20 protein-coding genes are annotated in these 22091 nt (G+C 46.5%); 7 read left to right on the top strand and 13 right to left on the bottom strand.

Annotated elements, in window-relative coordinates; genetic code table 11:
* Positions 1–63: 63 nt before the first annotated feature.
* From GVN20_RS19895 to GVN20_RS19885, 3 genes are all read right to left on the bottom strand, one after another.
* Positions 64–651 (bottom strand): HD domain-containing protein, encoded by a 588-nt coding sequence (locus GVN20_RS19895; RefSeq protein ID WP_166560028.1) that lies wholly within the window; start codon positions 649–651, stop codon positions 64–66.
* A 63-nt stretch (positions 652–714) separates the two neighbouring features.
* Complete coding sequence (locus GVN20_RS19890; RefSeq protein WP_166560027.1) at positions 715–2193, bottom strand: PLP-dependent aminotransferase family protein; 1479 nt, start codon at positions 2191–2193, stop codon at positions 715–717.
* Between the two features lie 8 nt (positions 2194–2201).
* Positions 2202–3635, bottom strand: coding sequence for an amidohydrolase (locus GVN20_RS19885; RefSeq protein WP_166560026.1), 1434 nt, complete (start codon positions 3633–3635; stop codon positions 2202–2204).
* A 115-nt stretch (positions 3636–3750) separates the two neighbouring features.
* Between GVN20_RS19885 and GVN20_RS19880 the strand changes: the two genes are divergently transcribed.
* Genes GVN20_RS19880 through GVN20_RS19870 form a run of 3 tightly spaced genes read left to right on the top strand, consistent with a single transcriptional unit; the run spans position 3751 to position 5294 of the window.
* A complete protein-coding gene (locus tag GVN20_RS19880) occupies positions 3751–4386 on the top strand; it encodes a pyridoxamine 5'-phosphate oxidase family protein (RefSeq protein WP_166560025.1) in 636 nt (211 codons plus the stop codon).
* A 24-nt stretch (positions 4387–4410) separates the two neighbouring features.
* Complete coding sequence (locus GVN20_RS19875) at positions 4411–4938, top strand: DinB family protein (protein ID WP_166560024.1); 528 nt, start codon at positions 4411–4413, stop codon at positions 4936–4938.
* Between the two features lie 29 nt (positions 4939–4967).
* Positions 4968–5294, top strand: coding sequence for a cupin domain-containing protein (locus tag GVN20_RS19870; RefSeq protein WP_166560023.1), 327 nt, complete (start codon positions 4968–4970; stop codon positions 5292–5294).
* Positions 5295–5349: 55 nt separating this feature from the next.
* Here the strand turns inward: GVN20_RS19870 and GVN20_RS19865 are convergent, their stop codons facing one another.
* The 3 genes from GVN20_RS19865 to GVN20_RS19855 form a co-directional block, all read right to left on the bottom strand.
* On the bottom strand, positions 5350–6000 hold the full coding sequence (locus tag GVN20_RS19865) for a YggS family pyridoxal phosphate-dependent enzyme (RefSeq protein ID WP_166560022.1): 651 nt from the start codon (positions 5998–6000) through the stop codon (positions 5350–5352).
* Between the two features lie 143 nt (positions 6001–6143).
* Positions 6144–7523, bottom strand: coding sequence for a sulfatase (locus GVN20_RS19860; RefSeq protein WP_166560021.1), 1380 nt, complete (start codon positions 7521–7523; stop codon positions 6144–6146).
* Between the two features lie 399 nt (positions 7524–7922).
* Positions 7923–8435, bottom strand: coding sequence for an NUDIX domain-containing protein (locus GVN20_RS19855; protein ID WP_166560020.1), 513 nt, complete (start codon positions 8433–8435; stop codon positions 7923–7925).
* 222 nt (positions 8436–8657) lie between these two features.
* On the opposite strand from GVN20_RS19855, the gene GVN20_RS19850 reads away from it, so the two are divergent.
* On the top strand, positions 8658–9473 hold the full coding sequence (locus tag GVN20_RS19850) for a hypothetical protein (protein ID WP_166560019.1): 816 nt from the start codon (positions 8658–8660) through the stop codon (positions 9471–9473).
* 49 nt (positions 9474–9522) lie between these two features.
* On the opposite strand, the gene GVN20_RS19845 is transcribed toward GVN20_RS19850, so the two are convergent.
* From GVN20_RS19845 to ligA, 3 genes are all read right to left on the bottom strand, one after another.
* Positions 9523–9861: a nucleotide pyrophosphohydrolase gene (locus GVN20_RS19845; protein ID WP_166560098.1), complete on the bottom strand. Its 339-nt coding sequence runs from the start codon at positions 9859–9861 to the stop codon at positions 9523–9525.
* A 105-nt stretch (positions 9862–9966) separates the two neighbouring features.
* Positions 9967–10500 (bottom strand): bifunctional pyr operon transcriptional regulator/uracil phosphoribosyltransferase PyrR, encoded by a 534-nt coding sequence (gene pyrR, locus GVN20_RS19840; RefSeq protein WP_166560018.1) that lies wholly within the window; start codon positions 10498–10500, stop codon positions 9967–9969.
* 173 nt (positions 10501–10673) lie between these two features.
* A complete protein-coding gene (gene ligA / locus GVN20_RS19835; RefSeq protein WP_166560017.1) occupies positions 10674–12779 on the bottom strand; it encodes an NAD-dependent DNA ligase LigA in 2106 nt (701 codons plus the stop codon).
* Between the two features lie 113 nt (positions 12780–12892).
* Here ligA and GVN20_RS19830 point away from each other — a divergent pair, with 113 nt between their 5' ends.
* On the top strand, positions 12893–13801 hold the full coding sequence (locus GVN20_RS19830; RefSeq protein ID WP_166560016.1) for an MBL fold metallo-hydrolase: 909 nt from the start codon (positions 12893–12895) through the stop codon (positions 13799–13801).
* Between the two features lies 1 nt (position 13802).
* Here GVN20_RS19830 and GVN20_RS19825 read toward each other — a convergent pair whose 3' ends face one another.
* From GVN20_RS19825 to GVN20_RS19810, 4 genes are all read right to left on the bottom strand, one after another.
* Positions 13803–15011: an FtsX-like permease family protein gene (locus tag GVN20_RS19825; RefSeq protein ID WP_166560015.1), complete on the bottom strand. Its 1209-nt coding sequence runs from the start codon at positions 15009–15011 to the stop codon at positions 13803–13805.
* Between the two features lie 3 nt (positions 15012–15014).
* On the bottom strand, positions 15015–16424 hold the full coding sequence (locus GVN20_RS19820) for a glycoside hydrolase family 140 protein (protein ID WP_206023326.1): 1410 nt from the start codon (positions 16422–16424) through the stop codon (positions 15015–15017).
* A 751-nt stretch (positions 16425–17175) separates the two neighbouring features.
* Positions 17176–19734 carry a PspC domain-containing protein gene (locus GVN20_RS19815; RefSeq protein ID WP_166560014.1) on the bottom strand — a complete coding sequence of 853 codons (2559 nt, stop codon included), beginning with the start codon at positions 19732–19734 and terminating at the stop codon, positions 17176–17178.
* A gap of 50 nt (positions 19735–19784) precedes the next feature.
* Entirely contained in the window at positions 19785–20153 is a 369-nt protein-coding gene (locus GVN20_RS19810) for a PadR family transcriptional regulator (protein ID WP_114070216.1), read from the bottom strand.
* Positions 20154–20591: 438 nt separating this feature from the next.
* On the opposite strand from GVN20_RS19810, the gene GVN20_RS19805 reads away from it, so the two are divergent.
* Both GVN20_RS19805 and GVN20_RS19800 read left to right on the top strand, forming a co-directional pair.
* Positions 20592–21161, top strand: a complete 570-nt coding sequence (locus tag GVN20_RS19805; RefSeq protein WP_114066626.1) for a MarC family protein — start codon at positions 20592–20594, stop codon at positions 21159–21161.
* 76 nt (positions 21162–21237) lie between these two features.
* Positions 21238–21999, top strand: coding sequence for a TSUP family transporter (locus GVN20_RS19800; RefSeq protein WP_206023325.1), 762 nt, complete (start codon positions 21238–21240; stop codon positions 21997–21999).
* Positions 22000–22091 lie beyond the last annotated feature (92 nt).

Below are 22091 nucleotides of genomic sequence, written 5' to 3'. Positions count from 1 at the left end.
ATATTTATTTTATAAGATAAATCAATTATTCAATGATAACAAATCTACCTATGTCCAAGCCAATCAATACGTCTTTATGATCTCAGTGAGTTCATCCAGATAAGCCTGTTTTTGCGCATTTCTTCCTGCTTGCGCCGACGCGGTCCAGTAGGTATGAGCCGTTAGAAAACTCACCTGAATTTTGTTCCAAGCCTGTATATCGGGCACCATTTCCCGTTCGCGGAGTTCTTCGTATAAGGAATTGGCAATCGGCCAAAAATCATCGCGCCCCAAATAATCAAGGTCGGCATCGGCAATGATTTGTTCTAGGTGCGTATGGGGAGTTTGCGGGATTTTGGTGGCCCTCACCATTCCGCATATTTTTTCAATCTGAACCGTATCGTACCCAAAATGAGGCAACATAAGCCGCGCAATGCGACAACCTTCCTCTTCGTGGCAGCGATAAGTAGTAATAAAGCCCAAATCATGATACAGGGCCGCTGTTTTGAGCAAAATCAAGGATTCTTCATCCACAATCCCCTCCGCTTCCGCGATTTTAAGCGCCGAAGCCACAACATCGTCAGTGTGATGAGCCCCATGATAATAGAGCGTAGGCGAAAGGCTTTTACGAAGCTTTTCAAGTATATAATTTTCTACGTCTTCAATATTCATTGGTGCCGAAAAAATAAAGGTACAATTTTTAGGAAAAGATTGAGATTTCCAATTATTAACGTTTTATGCCCCCTTCAAAATTATATTTCTCAAAATATTCACACACTTTTCAAGTTCTTCTACCGTCGACGATGCAAAACCCAAACGGGTGGAATTCAGTGCATTACCACGCGAATCATGGTGTTTTCCGTTTGAAAAAACCAGTTCTTTTTTAAGGGCTTTTTCGGCCAAAAGTTCCAAATTAATTTCTTTACTAAACCTACTCCATACGGCCATACCGCCGTCAGGAACCTGAAAATCAAGGTACTCGCCCAACTGTGTTTTCAGTAATTCGCAAAATACATCGCGCCGCTCGCGGTATTCGCGCAATGACTTACGCAAATGCCGCTGAATAACGCCATTTTGGAGCAATTCGGCAAAGCTGTTTTCCAAAATCAAATCCCCCTGCCGGTCAATAATGCGCCGCAATTGGGCCAAATGACTGATGACATTTTCGGGTCCAACCAAATATCCCACCCGAAACGCGGGTGAAATAGCCTTGGTAAATGAGCCGCAGTACAGCACCGTACCAGCGGAGTCGGCACTCGCCAATGGCAAAAGAGGTTTGCTCAAATAATGAAAGTCGTAGTCATAATCATCTTCAAAAACGATAAAACCGTACTCTTCGGCCAAGCGCAGGAGTTTTAGGCGGCGGTCGGCCCGCAATGCAACGGTCGTAGGATAATGGTGATGAGATGTAAGATACACCAAACGAACGGGCCGTTTTTGACAATGTTGCTCCAACTCTTCCACCACCAACCCGTGCTCATCAATGGGAAGTTGGAGCAGATTTGCCCCCGCTTGCAAAAAATTCATGTTGGCCCCCGACCAGCTCAGTGCTCCTACCGCCACATTATCCCCTTTTTTTACTAAACCTGTGGCCACCAGATACAGCCCCATCATCGTGCCGCGCGTAATCAAGATATTCTCTTCGGTGATTTTCAAACCCCTGGTTTCGTTCAAATACAGAGCTAGCTCCCGCCGCAGCCACGCCGAGCCTTTGGTATCTCCATACCCTAGCCGCACGTACTGATTCCCCTGTAAAAGATTGCTACGATACGCCCTCGTTAGCTCGTTTAGCGGGGCCAACCGAGGGTCAGGGAAGCCATCGTCCAAGTGAAGGTCTTGGCCTGAAACCAACGCCGGACGCCATAAATGCGGCAATGTTTCGAAAGAAAACCCCGCCGTTTTAGCGGGGTTCCTGCGTTCTTGTTGCCCATCAACCAGTTTTTGCGGTTTCACTTCGGGCAAATTCTCCACGACATAAGTGCCGCTGCCAGTTCTACTTTCGAGCCATCCTTGCGCCAACAATTCGTCGTAGGCCTGCACCACAGTTTTACGATGAATGCCCAAAAACTGCGCCAATTGGCGTGTCCCGAGGAGTTTTTGCCCCGCCCGCAACTCTCCCCCGCGAACCAAATTCATCAGCTGGTTCGCCAGTTGGAGATACGCGGGCAGTTTTGACGTTTTGTCAATGGCCAAAAGGGTTTGATAAGCAATCATTTTGGCTTTTAATCCCGATAATTTAGGGCTGGTTTTCGGTTGCCTATCAATGCGTTGTATTTAAAATCAGCTCCTCGCCGTTTTTCAAATTCGGCTTTGGCATCGGCAATGGTTTTTTCATTTTGAAACAAATCAATGGCCGTCATCGCCAATGTTTTGGCCGCCACCATCATGCCTTTGCGCCCGATGCTCATTCCACCAGCCGCCACTGCCTGCCAGCTGTGCGCGGGGGTGCCTGGTACCCAAGTGGCAGTACGTAAACCCACCGTCGGCACGTTCCAACTTACATCACCCACGTCGGTAGAGCCACCGCCACCGCCCTCCGTTGCCAAAGGATCCACTTCGGCTGCCGACATAATTTCACGAATTCCCATACCTTGTGAAGTACTGATTTGTTCGGCAAACTTCACTTCTTCGGGAGTGTATTTTACCCCTCCGACTGTTTTCAGGTTGCGGTGCATGACTTGCGATAACACTTCGTTGGGAAGCAGTTCATGAACCCCGCTTATTACTTCTTCATCAACGGTAGTGCCCGTTGCCAACGCCGCACCTTGTGCTGCTTTCTGGACGCGTTCCCAAATAGACACTACATACTGACGGCTCGGGTGACGTATTGTGTAATATACTTCTGCAAAATCAGGAACGACGTTAGGGGCTTTGCCTCCGTTGGTGATGACGTAGTGAATCCGCGAAGCAGAAGGAACGTGTTCTCGCATCATATTGACGGCATAATTCATTACCTCTACGCCGTCCAACGCCGAACGGCCCCGATCGGGGGCTCCTGCCGCATGGGCTGAGATACCGTGAAAACGGAATTTAGCCGATTTGTTGGCCAGTGAAGAGGAAGAATTGGCACTGTTGCCATCACCGGGATGCCAATGCAACACCACGTCTACATCGTTGAATAGCCCTTCCCGAACCATGTATATTTTACCCGCGCCACCTTCTTCGGCGGGTGTTCCATAAAAGCGAATCGTACCTTTGTGCCCTGACTGAACCAACCAATTCTTAACGGCAATCGCCGATGCCATCGAAGCTACCCCAAACAAATGGTGCCCGCAGGCATGACCTGCAATACCACCAATGGCTTTTTTGACAGGAATGGAGTCTTGCGAAAGGCCCGGCAAGGCGTCAAATTCTCCCAAAATTCCGATGACGGGTTTTCCTTCGCCAAAGGTCGCCACAAACGCCGTAGGAATATCGGCCACGCCAGCCTGCACTTTAAAGCCTTCTTTCTGAAGTTCTTGTTGAAGCAATGCGGAGCTTTTTACTTCCTGATAACCCACCTCGGCGTAGTTCCAAATCTGCTTGGCCATCGCACCATACATTTTTTCTTTTTGGTTGATTTCTTTGATGGCGTTTTCGTGGGCTTTATTGGGCGGCGTTTGGGCTAACACACTCCCCATGAGCGAAAATAAGAATAATGTAAAAAACTTTCTCATCGTTGGTTTTTAGTTTTAGGTGAAAGAAGTGGACTACTTAATTTGTCAAAAGTGGACACGTATAGCAATCCAGTAAAGGTATAATTTTGTCAAAAAAAAGCCAAATATTCAACCCATGCAGCCCACCTCCCGTACAATCCCTAGTCGCTCTGCTAAACGCGCTCATTATGACGAAGAAACCGTTTATTCCATTCTGGACGAAGCACTTTTTTGCACCGTCAGTTGTGTCATCAATGGCCAACCGTTTTCCATTCCGACGGCCTTTGCCCGCTACGAAAATGTATTTTATCTGCACGGCTCGGTGGGCAGTCATTTCATTCGTGAAATCGAAAAAGGCATTCCCGTATGCATTACGGTGATGCTGACTGATGCACTCGTAGTGGCAAAATCGGCCTTTAGTCACTCCGTTAATTATCGTTCGGTTATCCTGTTTGCTAAAGCTGAAAAAATTGAAGAATACGATAAAAAAGTAGAAGTCTTGAAATGGATTACCGAAAAAATGGTTCCGAACAGTTGGGAGTATCTCCGCCCCATGACCGAAAGCGAAGTAAGAAAAACGACCGTTTTGGGTTTCAAAATTGAGGAAGCATCGGCCAAGACCCGCACTGGAATGCCCAACGACGAAAAAGAGGATTTGGACTTACCGATTTGGTCGGGCTTGATTCCGTTGCGGAGCGGTCGAGGGATTCCCTTTGCCGATGATTTCAGTAAAAATGTACCTTTGCCTGAGCATCTGAGTCATTTATCCTAAATGTTACAAACAGGAATAATCAATATGAAACGTTCTGATATTAAGCACATGCCCCAATTTTTTGACCGTTATATCCTCCTCGCCGACGACATCGACGTGGTGGAAGGACTCAAACAAACAGCCAATCTATACCATGATGAGGGCATCCGGCAGGCCATGCTTCAACTAGGCGACCAAGTGTATGCTCCAGGCAAGTGGACAGCCAAAGATATTATGCAACATCTCATTGACAACGAGCGCATTATGTCGTACCGTGCCATGCGCTTTGCCCGCAATGATAAAACTGCGCTTCCCGGTTACGACGAAGAGTTGTTTGGGGCCAATACAACAGCCAACCAACGCAGTATCGACGATTTATTGGAGGAATTCTCGTTGGTTCGTCAAGCCACGGTTGCCCTTTTCAGAAGTTTCAGCCCTGAAATGCTGCACCGCGAAGGCATTAGTTTCAACCAACGCATCAGTCCGTTGGCGTTGGGATTTGTGCTGATTGGGCACCCGATTCACCATTTGAAGGTTCTGCAGGAACGTTATTTCCCTTTGATTCAAGCGTAGATTTCAACATTATTTTAACCTATACAGCCATGTTCGCCAACAAAGTAAGCCTCGCCGATGCCAGCGAAAAGTTAAGCCAGCACCACAAAGAGTTCTTGTTGCTTTTTCAAAACGGTACGTTGGAAGTAGAGTTGTATAAACCTCATCTTGTCGATAAGCAGACCCCGCACGACCGCGACGAGGTGTATATTATTGCTACCGGCGAGGCTACTTTTGAATTGGAAGGCAAAACCACCGACGTCAGAACGGGCGATTTTTTATTCGTACCCGCCTACGCCGCCCACAAATTCACGACATTAAGTGAAGATTTTTCGACTTGGGTCTTGTTTTTCGGCCCAGTTGTCATTGAAGAATAAATCCTAACCGTCGGACGGGTACAGCTACTCAAACCACACCCGTCTGACGGTTATGTTATCTTGAGCCAAAAATAGCGCTGCCTACGCGCACCAGCGTGCTGCCTTCTTGTACGGCGAGGAGATAATCTCCGCTCATGCCCATCGACAATTCTGTCATTGAAGAATGAGCCGCCCGGAGGCTGTCAAAAAACTGCTTCAATCCCCTAAATTCCCGACGAACTTGGTCTTCGTTTTCGGTATTGGAAGCCATCCCCATAAGTCCTACAATGCGCACATTTTCCAAAGCCTTAAATTCATCCGACGCCAGCAATTCGTTGGCTTCTTCTTCCGAAAGGCCAAATTTGGTTTCTTCTTGGGCGATAAAAATCTGCAGCAAGCAGTCAATCACACGGTTATTTTTTGCCGCCTGTTTATTGATTTCCTGTAACAACTTAAAGCTATCGACCGAGTGAATCAGGGCCACAAACGGCGCAATGTACTTCACTTTATTGGTTTGCAAGTGCCCAATCAAATGCCACTCAATGTCTTTGGGCATTTGTTCGTATTTGGTCACCATTTCCTGCACTTTATTTTCTCCGTACCGCTTAAAGCCCGCCTCGTAGGCTTCCATGAGCATTTCGACGGGCTTGGTTTTGGTGACGGCAATCAGGCGGGCATTGGGGGCAATCTCCGCCTTTATTCGTTGTATATTCTCGGCAATTGACATAACTCATTGAATCATTTCCCGTAAAATTACCTCTTTCAGGCGCTGAAAAAAAGTGATTTGTCGAAAAAGCAAAGGTTTTGACAAGTTACGACAATGCCTACCAACCCGATTCCAAACATAACAACCAATAACAGAAAAACAACTCATTTTTTTATTGGCATGTTGGCATCAATCTTCGTCAGCCATTCGGTCAACTTTTGGTGTAACTCCTTGGCTTTATCAGGGTTTGCTTTACTGACATCGGTGGTCTCGGATTCATCATTTCGGAGGTTAAACAGCGCCGTTTCGTTGGTTTCGTAGCTTTTTACCAACTTCCAATCTCCCAGCCGCACTGCTCCCGATGGTCGACTCAGTTGATTGCTAAAATGCGGGTAATGCCAAAAAATCAGTCCACGGTCAAACGCGGCATGGGGGTTTTTGAGCAGGGCATAAAAACTTTTGGCGTCAGGAGATACGTTGGGCTCTTGCCCGAGCATTTCCAGCAGTGTAGGCGTATAATCCGTATTGATAAAATACCGGTCACACGTCAGCGACGCAGGCAGGGTGCCTTTCCACGAAATAAGGGTAGGAACCCGAATACCCCCTTCGTAGGTAAATCCTTTCCATTTACGCAGGTTACCCGCCGTAGTAGGAATGGGCCCAAGCTCAGGAATTCCCACGCCGCCGTTGTCAGAAGTAAAAATAATGAGGGTATTTTCGGCCAAGCCTTGCGCCTCCAGCACCTTCATAATTTCGCCGACGCCATCGTCCATGCTTTCAATCATCGCGGCGTAATAGGGGTTATACTTCCCTTGAAATTTTTCGTATTTTTTGAGGTATTTGCTCACTTTATCGCCCCTGGGAATCAGAAATACGTGCGGTGCCGAATAGCAGAGATAAAGGAAAAAAGGCTGGTTTTTATCCGATTTTTTGACAAAATCAAGGGCGTAATCCGTAAGTTTATCGGTCAAGTAAGTGGTTCCTTTATCTTCAAACGTTTTTTGGAAACTATCTTCGTAAATACCATAATTGTAGTAGTCCAGTCCATTTTTACCAATCATTCTGGAATAATCAAACCCCTGTCCCCAGGGAGCCAGCGAATCGCCACCGCCCAGATGCCATTTTCCCACAAAGCCAGTACGATAACCTTGGGTTTTGAGCCGCTCGGCCAAGGTTATCTCTGATGCCCCAAGGTATTTTGTCCATTTGGCAGGCAACAGCGGCGACAATGAATCTGTACGTTCGCCCACCAAAAAGTTGGTCAGTTTGAGTCGAGCAGGATGCTTGCCCGTCATGATAGCGGCCCGTGAAGGTGAGCATACGGGACAAGCCGAATAACTTTGGGTGAATTTTATGCCGCTTTTGGCAATTCGATCAATATTGGGGGTTTCGTTGAATGGATTGCCGTAGCACCCCAAATCTGCCTGCGCCAAATCGTCGGCCAAAATGAAGATGATATTGGGCCGCTTGGTCTGGGCAACACTTTGTTGACTCAACAAAAAGCCCACGGCAGTCACAACCAAGAAAATCGTTGCTTTATTCATTTTACGTACCCCAAGAAAAGTTTATACTATTCATTACCTTTATAAAAGGCACTCCTGTCGTTTTTATCGTGGGTTATTTCCCATTATTTATGATGGCGTCCTCAGAATTTTTCATTTCGACCACCAAGCTTGCTCAGCCCAAGTCTATGACACCTGAGTGGGTACGTTTTTGTCTTTACAAGGTTTAGCCTATAGCCCTGATGCTCAACAAATCGTTAGCTTAGAGCAGGAAGTCGAGTTGCTGCGAAGGCCACTGAAACAAACTAAAATGGAGCGGGACGCGGCGCGAAATCCAAAAAAAGCTGGATAGCGTATGTTTTCGTGTATTTAGATAAAGCTAAAATTCTGTTTTCTGTGCATTAAAGCCTTCCTTGTATGGGAGAATTTAGGCGGGGTTAATTAATTTTTGTTTTCGCCATTTTCTATTTTTCTCTTCGCTAGCCATTCCTTTACGGCTACACCCGTACCAAACGGCCAAGGGCGCAACTTATGTATTGGCACCACTTTATAGGCTTGTAGCTCTTTTTCATCCATCCGTATCTCACCCGTTGCGCGTACATGATAAGCGATGATAAGCTCATTACGTTTAAAAAAAGGATACACGCCCACCTGCTCGACCATTTTGGCCTCCAGCCCTATTTCCTCTTTTACTTCGCGCAACACCGCTTCTTCTGGCGATTCACCCTTTTCCAAAAAACCGCTCACTATCCCGAACCATTCGGCAGGCCAACCTTTGTTCTGAATCAAGATAACGGTATCATTGTCGTACTCCACAATAGCCCCCACCACAGGGAGTGGGTTGTCCCAATAAACATAGCCGCAGCGTACTGAACAAACCAAACGCTCTCTCTGATTTAATTGGACGGCTTCAAGGGTATTTCCGCACTTAGGACAAAATTGAAAGGATGACATGATTTAGGTTGTTAAAAATGGCTGTTGCCTGATAAAAGAACGGATTTTAGAAATCAGGCACTTTTTTTGCTGCAATATATTAAGTTCGTTGTTTGAACGGTATTTTTTGAAATTAAATTGATTTTGATTCAAAAAAGTACCCAAACTGCGTACACAATTAAGTTGGCATTTTTTTTGCCGCATTTTTTTGTCACGCTCCAACTTCGTTTTTATTGAATTGATATGTTTAATAAATCTACTATTTATTTGGGAATACTTCTTTTGTTAATTGGATTGGGCACCTTCAAAGGCTGCCGTCCCAAAGGAAATGAAGTGTCCCCCGCCGTCGATTCAACCGCTATTTCTACCTGCATTTTACTTTCTGAAAGTATCAATAACGTTTTATACCGCGCTTATGAGTATGATTCAACCCGTAAACTTGTAAGGATGGTAGAATATACGACGGGTGGGCCTCATCAAATCACAAAACGGTATACATTTGAATATAACAAAGACAACCTGTTGATTCGCCTGCGAGAAACCAACCTAAAAACCCGAGACAGAAGCTATATTTATGAACTAAACTACGACAATTCAGCTACACTAAGCAGTATTTATTCATTCCGGGTTTTCAATTCTGGCCCCGTGATTGACGATACGCTAAAATTTTCATATAACATTGATAATCAGCGGGTTTCAGAAATGAAATCCAATACGGGGGTCACTTCAAAATGGGAATATGACACCGCCGCCAATGTCAAAAAATGGTTATTGAAGTATGCTAATCGAACCACCGATAGCTTAGTGGCCGAATACGGCGACCATGACGACAAGGTGAATATCTACACTTTCTCGCAGGGGATGCAAGTGCTTAACATGCTCAACGGCCGCGCCCACAGCAAACGTAATCCATTGAATTATACGCTATTGAAGGAAAGTGTAGATGTTGTGTATCAATACAATACAAAACGCGTTCCTACCCTAAGAATCCTAAAGGTTAAATCAAACAACAACCTTTTGCGCGAAACGGTCTATTCGTACGAACTTGATTGCAAGTAATCGGAAGATGTCGATGGTAGGAAATCAAAAGTAGAAAGTAAGACATTCGTCATTCACTTTCTGGTTTCAGTTTAGCGTTTTCGAGGTGGCGAGTGGCGTCGCGTTTTGTCTTTTTTTCTAGGTTTTTCTGAAATGCTTCGGTTAAATCTACGCCCGTTTGATTGGCAAGGCACATCAGCACCCACAGTACATCGGCCATTTCATCGGCTAAATTTTTATCCAAATCTGACTTTTTGAACGATTGGTCGCCGTACGTGCGCGCCATGATACGTGCCATTTCTCCTACTTCTTCGGTCAGAATGGCCAAGTTGGTCAGTTCACTAAAATAGCGTACGCCATAGGTTTTTATCCAGTTATCTACTTCCTGTTGGGCTTGTTCGATGGTCAATTTTGTCATGCTGTAAGCATCTAAAGCGGGTGAATAGGATGTTTTTAACAAACATTATTATTGTGGTAGTTAGAAATATTTGGCGGCAAAAACGCCACCAAAGGCTTAATCTACCAACCAAATGCGGTCGGCTTCGTGGCCTTGTTCGCGCCATTCTACCTGCACGCGTTGGGTGTCCAATGTATTGACTTTCATGCCTGTATAATCAGGTTCGACAGGAATTTCTCGGCTGTATTGACGGTCAATCAGCACCAGTAGTTCCACCTTGCGCGGACGACCAAACGCCTGCATTGCATCCAGCGCGGCGCGTACCATGCGCCCCGTAGCCAGCACGTCATCAATCAGAATGACCTTTTTTCCTTCAATCACAAAATTGACTTTGGTGGCGTTGGGCTTCAACTGCTCACGACGGCGAAAATCATCGCGGTAGAAAGTAGCATCCAAATACCCCAACGGAATATTTTTGCCCGTAATGTTACGCAGTTCGGTGACGACGCGCTCGGCAAAGAAAATTCCGCGCGGCTGCAAGCCCAGCACCACCGAATCGGCAAAATCTCCGTGGTTTTCGATGAGCTGTTGACACAAACGACTGACCATGATTTCAAACAGTGGGCTGCTTAATATAAGACGTTGATTCATTACAGTGATAATAAAACTTTTATAGCTCAAAAAAATGATTTGCCAATGTTGGTGTTTTTCACCAACATTATCGGAGTACTTGGCGGTAAAAAACACCAACAAGGGCATAAATAGGGATGCAAGAATACACTTTTTTGTGGTGAATTTTGAAGAGAAAATAGTAAACTTTTTAATTAATCAACGGATAACATCCCCAAAAACTCCTCCTCCGAAATCATTTTTACGTTCAATTTCGTAGCTTTATCAACTTTGGATGCGCCTGGCTTTTCGCCCACAATCAGAAAATTGAGTTTGGCCGATACGCCACTGAGCAATTTACCACCGTTGGCTTCAATTTTAGCTTCCAGTTGTTCGCGGGTCATGCCCGCAAAAGTGCCTGTGTACAAAAAGCTTTTACCTTCCAACGCGTTGGATTCGGCCACTACGGGTACATCGTCGGTTTCAAATTGCAGACCCGCTGCCCTTAAACGACTGATATAATTGCGGTTAGACTCCTCCGCAAAATAATCTACGATACTTTGGGCAATTTTTCCGCCGATTTCGGGTACGTTACACAGGGCTTCAAAATCAGCCGCCATCAGGGCGTCAATGTTGCGAAAATAGGCTGCCAGTTTTTCAGCCACCGTCGCACCCACAAACCGAATCCCGATGCCAAAAAGCACTTGTTTGAAAGGCGCTTGCTTTGACTGCTCAATGCCTTTTAGGATATTTTCAACTGTTTTTTCTTTGAATCCAATTTTCTTGGTTTTACCCGTTTCTTCGTCCGTGATGACCTTCTCCAAGCCGAAGAGTTTTTCGTAGGTCAAATCATACAAATCGGCGGGAGTTTGCACAAGGTTTTTGTCAAACAACAATTCTATTTTTCCTTCACCCAAGCTATCGATGTTGAGGGCTTTGCGGTGAATAAAATGCTCTACTTTACCGCGCAACTGCGGCGGACAACCGCGCTCGTTAGGACAGTAATGGTTGGCTTCGGTTTCTTTTCGCACCAATTCGGTACCACATTCGGGGCAGTGCGTGGGGTATATAATCGGAGACAACAGGCGGTTCGAGCGGGCATCTACATCCACTCCCGTGATTTTGGGAATAATTTCCCCGCCTTTTTCCACAAAAACTACGTCGTTGAGCATCAAACCCAAGCGCTCAATTTCGTTGGCATTGTGCAGCGAAGCGCGTTTTACCCGCGTTCCCGACAGTTGTAGGCCTTTTCCGTCTTCATTGAGATTGTCCAAATTGGCTACGGGCGTGAGCGCCCCCGTACGGCCCACCTGGTACGAAACTGATTTCAACACGCCTGCTTTATTTTCGGCTTTGTATTTAAACGAAATAGCCCAACGCGGACTTTTGGCCGTAAAACCCAACTCCCGCTGCTGCGCCATCGAATTTACTTTAATCACAATCCCGTCCGTCGCCAATGGCAATGTGTGTCGCTTGGTTTCCCATTCGTGAATGTAGGCCAATACTTCATCAATATCGGCGCATTTTCGCCAGCCCGGCGACACGTTGAAGCCCCACGTTTTAAGCGTCAATAGGCTTTCTTCGTGGGTTTCAAACACTTCTTCGTCGGATAAAAAAGCGTACAAATAACAATCCAATCCCCGACGCGCCGACTCTGCCGAATCCTGCAATTTAAACGCCCCCGATGCCGCATTGCGCGGGTTGGCGTAGGTAGGTTCGTCGGCCGCCTCTAAGTCTTTGTTGAGTTTCTCAAACGACGAAATCGGCATAAAACCCTCGCCACGCACCTCAAAATTTGTAGGAAAACCCAGCTTTCCCTCGCTTTTCACTCCTGAATCCTCGCTTCTTATTTTCAACGGGAGGGTCTTAATCGTCCGCACATTGCCCGTAATATCATCTCCTCTGGTACCGTCGCCGCGCGTCACGGCCCGCTTCAACACGCCGTTTTCGTAGGTCATGCTGAGCGAAATACCGTCAAATTTTAATTCACACACGTATTCGTAGGCTTCACCGTAAAGACCCTTCCGCACGCGCTCGTCAAAATCTCGCAAATCCTGCTCATTGTACGTATTACCCAACGAAAGCATCGGGTAACGGTGCGTTACGGTCTCAAAATTTTTCGTAATTCCCCCTCCTACCCGCAGCGTAGGAGAATCTTCACGGCGCAAATCAGGATATTGGTTTTCCAGTTCAGCCAGCTCTTTGAGGAGTATATCAAACTCATAATCACTGATTTCCGAGACATTGTCTTGGTAATATCGGTGATTATAATGATTCAGTAAATCGGTAAGCTCATTGATGCGTTCGGCAGGATTTTGCATAGGACGGGTTGTAAGCAAGTCTTTTGGTACTCGCGAAGTTAGGGAAGCTAATTTTTCAAACAAAGGAAGTTTTATCTAAATTCGGTCGAAAATAAATTCCTCTCCCTATCATTATGCGCTTTCTCATCATCTTTCTCTTCCTCTCCGCTCTCGCCCGCGCGCAATCCCCTTACGTTTTGGTATTGGGCGTTACGCAAGATGGTGGCTACCCGCAGGCAGGCTGCAACACGCCCAACTGCCTAGACGCTTGGGAAGGACGCCGCCCGCCGCTGTACGTAACGAGTCTGGCGATCGTGGACCCGCTGACCAAACAGCGCTGGCTGATTGATGCCACCCCCGATTTTAAATACCAATTGCAACTGCTCAAAACCAACACCCAAAACACCTCCAACGACTTAGCTGGAATCTTTCTGACCCACGCCCACATCGGGCATTATACGGGCTTGATGCACCTGGGGCGGGAGGCCTTGGGAGCTAAAAACGTAAAAGTCTACGCCATGCCGCTCATGCAGCGATTTCTGGAAAACAATGGGCCGTGGAGTCAGTTGGTGAGTTTGAAAAATATTGATATTCAACCCATGACCGACAGCACCTGGATCGTGCTGAACGAGCGCATCAAAATCCAACCCTTCACCGTGCCGCACCGCGCCGAATATTCAGAAACCGTAGGATTCCGCATTCAAACCGAACGTAAAACATTTGTTTATATTCCTGACATCGACAAGTGGAGCCTTTGGAAAAAAGACCTAAACGACGTCGTCAAAGCGGCCGATTATGCGTTTATTGACGCCACGTTCTTTGCCGATGGCGAAATACCGCGCCCCATGAGCGAAGTACCGCATCCGTTTGTGTCTGAAACCATGAAATTATTGAAAAAATTACCCAAAACTGAAAAGCAAAAAGTCTACTTTACGCATTTCAACCATACGAATCCGTTGCTCAGGCCCGAAACGAAAGAGTTTATTCAAACCGCCAAAGAAGGCTACAAAGTAGCGGAGCAAGGGCAAATGATTGAATTGTAGTTTACCCCATTTCAGCGGCGCGCTTGGCGGGTAAAAACGACACGATGATGGTGACCGAAACGACCAAAAAAGCCGTAATCAAAAAGTCTTGCCACACCATTTTGACGGGGTAGGCATCCACCAACGAACTCACCATTCCCATGGAAACCAAGCCGTAGGTTTGCTGCGCCCAACACACAATCACGCCCAAAACCAACCCCACCGCCGCGCCACTAAAAGCCACCAATCCGCCTTCAAACAAAAATATGCGCTTGACCATGCTGCTTGTAGCGCCCATTGCAAAAAGCATTTTGATATCGTCGCGCTTTTCGATGACGAGCATGGAAAGCGAGAAGAAAATGTTAACCGCCGCCACCAAAACAATCAAACCCAAAGTAACGGTCACAAACAGTTTTTCGAGACGAATAGCGCGGAGTAAATCGGCATTTTGCTCGTCGCGGGTACGAATCACAAAGGTATCTCCCAAGCTTTTTTCCAAGTCACTTTTAATCGCGTCGGCATCGGCATTGGGTTGCAGTTGAAGTTCAAAGGACGAGCGTTGCGTGCCATACCCGAGCAACTCGGCCGCAAAATCCAGCGGTACAATCACGTAATCGTCAAACCGCAGTTCGAGCATATATACGCCACCCACCCGAATGATTTGCTGATTGAAGGCGTCGGGTGAGTTTAGGTTGAGCGAACGGGTATCTGATCGCGGATACCAAAGCTCAAGGGGTGTCAGAATATCGTTGGGATTGATGCTTAACAATTGCTGCACCGTGGCCCCCACCACGGCTTTGGGCTCGCCGTCGGCCATGACTTGCACGGTTCCGTAAACCAGCGCCGTATCCAGTTGATGCCGTTGTTCGTAGGTAGAATCCACGCCCTTAAGTTTGACCACCACGCGACGGTCGCCGTAGCGCGCCAAGGCGTTGTCTTCAATGACCTGCGTGGCAAATTTCACCCCTTTTGTTTGTTTGATTTTCGTCAAAAGTGCGGGCGTAACGTCGATGCGTTTGCCTTTGGCGGGGGTAATTTTTAGGTCTGGGTCAAAACTCCGAAACAGTTGCCGATTGAGTTCTTCCATACCGTTGAAGACCGACAACACAATCACGAGCGCCATCGTACCCACGCCCACGCCCAGCATCGAAATATTGGAAATGAGGCTGATAAAGCTTTTTTTCTTCTTGGAACTGAAGTAACGACGGGCAATAAAAAAGGGGAAATTCATAGTTTACTTTTTGGCTTCTTTTTTCAGTCCATACCCAGCCCACGGCTTGGTGGTGTCGTCGACGACCAGCACCCAGTCGCAGGTGGGACAGCTTACGGGCGTTTTAAATTCCTTGACGCCGTCGTTTTTATAATCACCAATGAGGGTAGTGACGCCATCGCGGGGGTTGAACCAGTAGGCCATTAATTGGGGCGCACTGAGTTTTGCTAAATCGATTTTCAAGGGTTTGCCCGTCGGGGTATAGGCAAATACAAAATCTTTGTTTTCGCCCCAAGCCGCCATTTGATAGCCGGCATCGTCGGGGTTATCGCCCTTCAGCAGCGATTGCTCCGGAATCAGTTGATTCCAAGGGTGTGAGTCGTAAAGTTTGCGCAGGTAGCCCATTTGCCACGCGCCCTCGCTGTCGACCGCCCTTCGCCAATGGGTACGCGCCACGGAGATAGGTTTGTTGCGGTTGGGGTCAAAAAACTGCCATACATTATGGTTGCCGTATGTATGGCCAGCGCCACCAGCCAGCATAGCCCACCACGCCGCCTGTCGGGCGTCGTGCGCATTAAAATAATCGAGTTCGGGTTTCCAGTTGATAGGATGGTCTTCGTAGCGCGGCTCGCCGTCGAGGGTGGGTTTTACGGGAAACAACTGATAATTTTGGCGTTGCATCACGTAATTTTTGGCATTACGCGCCGAATGTCCCGACTGATACATATTGAAATTCAGCCAATTGTCTTTATGAAAAAATGCCGCCGAATTACTGTTACCCATAGGATGATACGTCATGAGCTGCGTGCCGCCGTTGCCCGTCCGAATGCCTTCGGCCATGGCCCGAATGATGGCAAAATGTTTTTCCGCTTCGGGGCTTCTATCCCCGCCCAATATCCAAATGACGGGCTTACCTTTGTAGCGTCTGCCTAACCATTCACCATAAATACGGGCATTTTCAGTGGTAAATACTTCTGGGCCAATGCCCCATTTTTTATTGAACTTGTCGCCCCAAGTGGGCAGCAAGCCCGTCACTAATCCTAGTGAGGCGGCCTTATTGATGACATAATCTACGTGCTGAAAATACAATTCATTGGGTTGCGTCGGGTCATTGTTTTTGAGCGGCAATTGACCATATTGGTTAGGCTGCGTCAGACCGTCAAACTCCGCCAAAGCCACCGCCTGAATGACCGTAAAACCCTGTTCAGCACGACGTTTTAAATAAAAATCAGTTTCTTCTTTTGTCAACCTATGAAACAATTCCCAGGCGGTATCTCCCAACCAGAAAAACGGCTTGCCATCTCCGCGCGTAATAGTCCGTTTATCGGGCATGATATACAATTTAGACCATTGGGCCTGCTTCGGAGCAGGCTGGGCCCGCAGAAACGAAATCAAGAGCAAAAAAAAGGCCGTACAAAGCGTAAGGGATCTCATTATTTATCATTTTTTGAAGTAACGAAGGTAAGTACTTTCGCTATAATTAAGAAAAGGAGCATCCTCCATTTACTTATGAGCATTATACCATGCTAAAAAAGGGGCAAATTAGGTAAGCAAAGAAGGATCAAAAATTCCAATTGTAAAGAACTTATCACGCAAAAAGTTCATCGGGTAATTTGTTTTAGGAATAATAAGAAGTAGAAATTTACAATTTTGCGATGCGGCGTTGTATTGACAAGACAGTAAAGATATAGTCGTATTATGTGTAGAATTAATGGGTAAAGAACGAATTGGCTACATTGTTGGAAATAGGGCGCTTATTGATCATACATGGACTAAGTCTTTAAAAAACAGCAATATACATTTCATAATTCGCTTACCGAAACACCATTGAATCCAACGGAGAGACGGTCGTATTTGTAAAATTAAGAGACTGATTTTACAAAGAGATAGAACGTTAGCATTAGAAAATTATCTAGTTGATGGTATAGTGGCAGATGTTTAAGTTAAATTATTAGCAGTCTGTGATTTTTTACATTTATCAGGTACCGCAAACCCCAAATTTATGGGACAATTATACGCTAAAAGATGGATTATTGAGACCTGTTTCCAAGGGCTGAAAGGTAAAGGGGCATTATCAATAATTTTAAAAAGCTGGGTAGAGTAACGAAAACATTTACTCGGTTACATAACGAAAGGAGTCGCATTGGATTCAATGCGACTCCTTTCGTTATCATTTTATAGAAAGTTATTCTCCTTCTCCCTGCTGATGAATCCGACTGGCTCCCGTGCTGTTTGATTTGAGATTGGGAATACGTCCTAAGTTGGCTTTGCTCACGCCCGAGGCTTGCACATCACCATTCTGAATGTTCATGCGCTCGGCATCCAATGAACAAGCCCCGGCAAGGTCGGCTTCAAGGGTGTTGGCGCTGCCGTGCAACTCAACTTTGGAAGCACCAGCTACGTCGAGTTCAAGTTTTTTGGCATTAACGTCAATGTACGTTTTGGAAGCCCCAGAAATCTCTACTTTCAACGTACCCAAGTTGTCGAAACCCGTTATTTTGCCGAGCGTTGCCCCCGATAAATCAATGGCTTCGATGGTTGGAACGGTAATTGTAATACCCACGCGCTTGTTGCGTTCAAAAAGTTTGACCTTGCGGCGATTTTCTACGCGGAGCGTACCATCTTCCACTTTTACTTCCACATCATCCAAATCGGTTTCGCGGCCGTCGGCTACTACTTTATACACGTCTCCTTTTTGGATGGTCACCACAAAGGCTCCGCCTATTCTGACTTTGCTAAAATTGGTAACGTCAAATTGCTTCACCATTTCGCCTTTGGCATCAAACGATCGGTCAAAGGCTTCGTTCAGGCCAGACTCAATGCCGTCGCTGATTTCGTCCATGTCGTCCGAGTCGTCGTTGTTGCGCGACTCATCACGAACGGAGATTGGACGATCAAGGCAAACCAGGCCCGAATCAGGTTTGATAGCCCAGCGGATATTTTTGAACATTTCTTCGTTGATGTCCAAATCATATTCATATTGGATTTGATTCCGGACTCCCCAAAAGTGGTCATAGAAATCGCGGGTCATGCGGAAGGTTTTGGCGTACGGGAAGTACAATGTCAGGCGCACACTCTGCCCCCGGAAACGCGGCGATTTGTCGGAAAGACTAAAATCTTCGTCAAAAACCAGCGTAGAATCCGTTTGGTTGATGTTGTATAAAATATTGGAGGCGTTGCGCTCGGCATCCTGACGTGAGCGTCCCTGCGAACGGAACCTAAATGCGACTTTGGCATCGGTACTTTCGTAGCCTTCCAAATCCAGTTGCGTATTGTTGTAACCATCTTCGGAGTTTTCCTCGTGGACGTCCAGCAAAATCGGCGTGGCGGGCAGCTTGTAGGTTTGTTCTTTTTCGACCGTTCCTTCGCGGCGGAAGTTAGCGCCGTACTGGAATCCAAAGATGGTACTTCCTAAAAGGCCTGCCAAAAACAGCCCGAGCAAGGTTTGCCAAACCGCAGGGGTAAATTTATTTTCTTTGGTCAACAACGAGATTCCCAACCAAGCCAGCGTGGCAAAAGGGACCCCAATGGCTAGAAAGGCAAAAATGTAAGCTACGGGAGAGACTTCGCCGATGAAGAAATTAAGCGGCATGAGTTCGTTGTCGATTTGCCCAAAGTCCCACGTACCCAATCCGAATACCGCGAAAAGCGCCGTAACCAATCCAAGTAAGGCACCCGCGCCAATGATAAACATAATCAGTCCCGCAAAGATGCGCATGATAACCACCAAGAATTTCATCAGGGGCGTCAATCCGCTGAATACCATCGCTACCGCCCGAAAGGGAAACAGGAGCAGTTTGGTGGCAATATTTTCTTCTTTTTGTTCGGGTTGAAGGGCTTTCTTGACGTTGGTTTCGATGTTTTCGAGCGTAATGGGTTGCCCCTTCATCTCCATTTTTTCGGTCAAAGTATTGGCTTTGGGCGTAATAAGCCACAACACGATGTACAAAAGTAAACCAGTGCCGAAGAACAAAATGCTCAGAACCCAAATAAAACGAACCACTCCTAAGTCGACTCCGAAGTAAGCCGCTACCCCAGCCGCTACCCCACCCACTACTTTTTGGTCAGGATTTCGGTAAAACTTCTTGATGTTTTTGTCTTCTTCCAGCGCATCGGAACCTGGGAAAGAAACCCAGCAAGCAATGTACAGCAAGAAGGTAAATCCGCTCAATGGACCGAAAAACTCAGCACTGTCGCCACCAAACACCCCGCCGCTGATGGCAGGAAGTCCTAAAAAGAAAAGCAGGAACAGCAAACGAACGAAAAGAGGGTCAACGTTGAAATGATGGGCGATGCCTGCACACACGCCGCCCAATAATTTGCGCTTCGTATCGCGAACGAGCTTACGGGACGTTGGGGGCGCTGAGGGGGCGCTTTTGGGGGCTGCAGGTTCGGGATTGCCCGCCGAAGCTTGGCTGAAGCTAGCCGCCTTTTGGCTGCTTGCGGCGGTCTGTGCCGCCAAATCTTCTTCCTCTTCTATGGCTTCAAAGTCAGCCACGGTTCCCATACTTTTGATGAGCTCTTCGACGTCTTCCAGCGCAATCACTTGCGTATCGGCGGCTTTTTGTCGGTTCAAAAACTTCTCCGCAATTCGCCCTTCGATGTCAGAGATAATCTCTTTGCTATCTTCGTACGACGAAAAGTACTTCTGGATGGAGTTTAGGTAATTTCTTAATTTATCGTAGCCGTCTTCTTCGATGTAAAAAATCAGACCGGCGATATTGATGCTGATAGTCTTTTTCATGGCAATGGATGCGTGCGCATCAGTTAACAGTTTTCCTTGATTGTTAAATGTTAGTTGGTTGGCTGTTGCTCATTCTTTGCTCCTAAATCCTGTGTTTTCAACACAATCGTATGAACAGAGTCAGAAAGCTCAATCCAGGTTTTTTGCATTTCTTCCAGAAACTGTTTGCCCATATCAGTCAGTATATAATACTTACGCGGGGGGCCAGAGGAGGATTCTACCCATTTGTAATCGAGCAGGCCCGAGTTTTTGAGCCGGGTCAGGAGCGGATAAAGCGTACCTTCCACGACCATAATCTTGGCGGAGGTCAGTTCATCGAGCATATCGGAGGCGTATACTTCGCCCCGAGAGATGATGTGCATAATGCAGAATTCTAGGATTCCTTTTCGCATTTGCACTTGAGCGTTCTCAATATTCATGCTGTTGTCATGTTTTGGAAATTTTTGATTGAACGTCATGGCTGTAAGAGTTTGGCAGAATAGTCATAAGGTTGTCATTTGTGGTTATGAAGCCGTACAACTTCATTTTGCTTGCTTTGCCGTAATTTATTCCTGACAAAACCTGACTGATTTTTAATTACATGACAACCTCATGACTATTCTATTTACCCGGTACTTGTTTAAAATGGCTGTGTTATAGGTAATCAACAGTACAAAGTTAATGTAAGGTACTTTGCGATGCAAGGTACTTGGTTAATTTTTTAAATTTTATTTTGGAAACGGTAAAAATCAGGGATAAACGGGCAAAAAACAGTTTATAGTGAACCGTTTGTAATTGAGGGCTCATAACCATAAGATTTAATCGTAAATTTGCCCTCGTTCACTGCCGACTGTTCACTGTAAACCGCCAACTTATCTATGTACTCTGTCAATTTCAAAGAGGTTCTTTCCGTCACGTTGATTTTATTTTCGGTCATTGATATTCTGGGTTCAATCCCCGTCATTATCGACCTCCGAAAAAAAGCGGGAGCCATCAACGCCCGTCGCGCTACGCTGGTTTCGGGCGGAATGATGATTGCGTTTTTGTATTTGGGGAAAGAAATTCTGAAACTGTTTGGCGTCGATGTGGCGTCGTTTGCCGTAGCGGGGGCGTTGATTTTGTTTTTGATTGGACTCGAAATGATTTTGGGGCGCAATATTTTCAAGCACGATGCCGTACACAGCAACGCTACGTCGATTGTGCCGATTGCGTTTCCGATGATTGCGGGGGCGGGCACGATGACCACGATTTTGTCACTAAAGGCAGCTTATCAGGAAATCAATATCATCATCGCCATTCTTATCAACCTGATTTTTATTTATCTGGTGTTGCGCTCATCGGCTTGGATTGAAGGCCAATTGGGTGTGGCGGGCACCGACGTTTTGCGCAAGATTTTTGGCCTGATTCTGATTGCCATTGCCATCAAACTGTTCCGTAGTTCTATATAATATAATCTCAAGTATTCACGCAGAGGGGCAGGGAGCAAAGCCGCAGTGCCCCACCGCATACATTAACCCACCGAATTTGGACATTTTTATCGCTTCGTTAGCCGCCTTGTTGGCTGGTTTTGTAGATTCTATTGTGGGCGGCGGCGGCTTGGTGCAGGTCCCCGCGCTTTTTATTTTATTTCCTCACTTTTCGGTTTCGCAAGTGATTGGCACCAACCGTTTTGCCTCATTTATGGGCACTAGTGTGGCGGGGTATCAGTACGCCCGTAAAGTAGAAATGCCTTGGCGCGTGGTACTCATTACCGCGGCGGGTACGGCGGTGATGTCGTTTTTGGGGGCAACCATTGCAAGTCACCTGAAAGCGGAGGTTTTGAAGCCTATTATTTTGTTTTTAATGGCGGGCATCGCGATTTATTCTTACTCCAACAAAACCTTGGGGCATCACGAAAATTTACCAGTATCCATCGTTCGTCTACAGTGGTACGCGCTGCTGATTGGGATGGCAACGGGTTTTTATAATGGGTTTGTGGGGCCGGGCACGGGCAGTTTGTTGGTTTTTGGGTTTGTGAGCGTGATTGGGTATCAATTTCTGCGGGCGTCGGCAGTGGCTAAAATCATCAATGTGGTGGCAGATATTGCCTCGCTGGTGTTTTTTATATGGAAAGGATACGTTGAATTTGACATTGCCCTACCCATGATGGCCTGTAATATATTAGGTTCTTATTTGGGAAGCCGCTTGGCTATTTTGCGGGGTAATGCCTTTATCCGTAACATTTTTTTAGTCGTTATTTTTGCCCTGATTCTGCGTTTTGGGTACGATGTAGTGCGGCTTTTTTGAGCAAATCAACCTGTTTTTTAGGGGTGCTTTCGGGTTCTCAAACCCGAAAGGATGCCGTAAGCTGCGCTTATTTAAAATCATATAAATACTTC

The organism is Runella sp. CRIBMP, from assembly GCF_009905605.1.
Taxonomy (GTDB): Bacteria; Bacteroidota; Bacteroidia; order Cytophagales; family Spirosomataceae; genus Runella.
The sequence above is the reverse complement of the archived record's forward strand: the minus strand, read 5'-3'. Positions and strand labels throughout refer to the sequence as shown.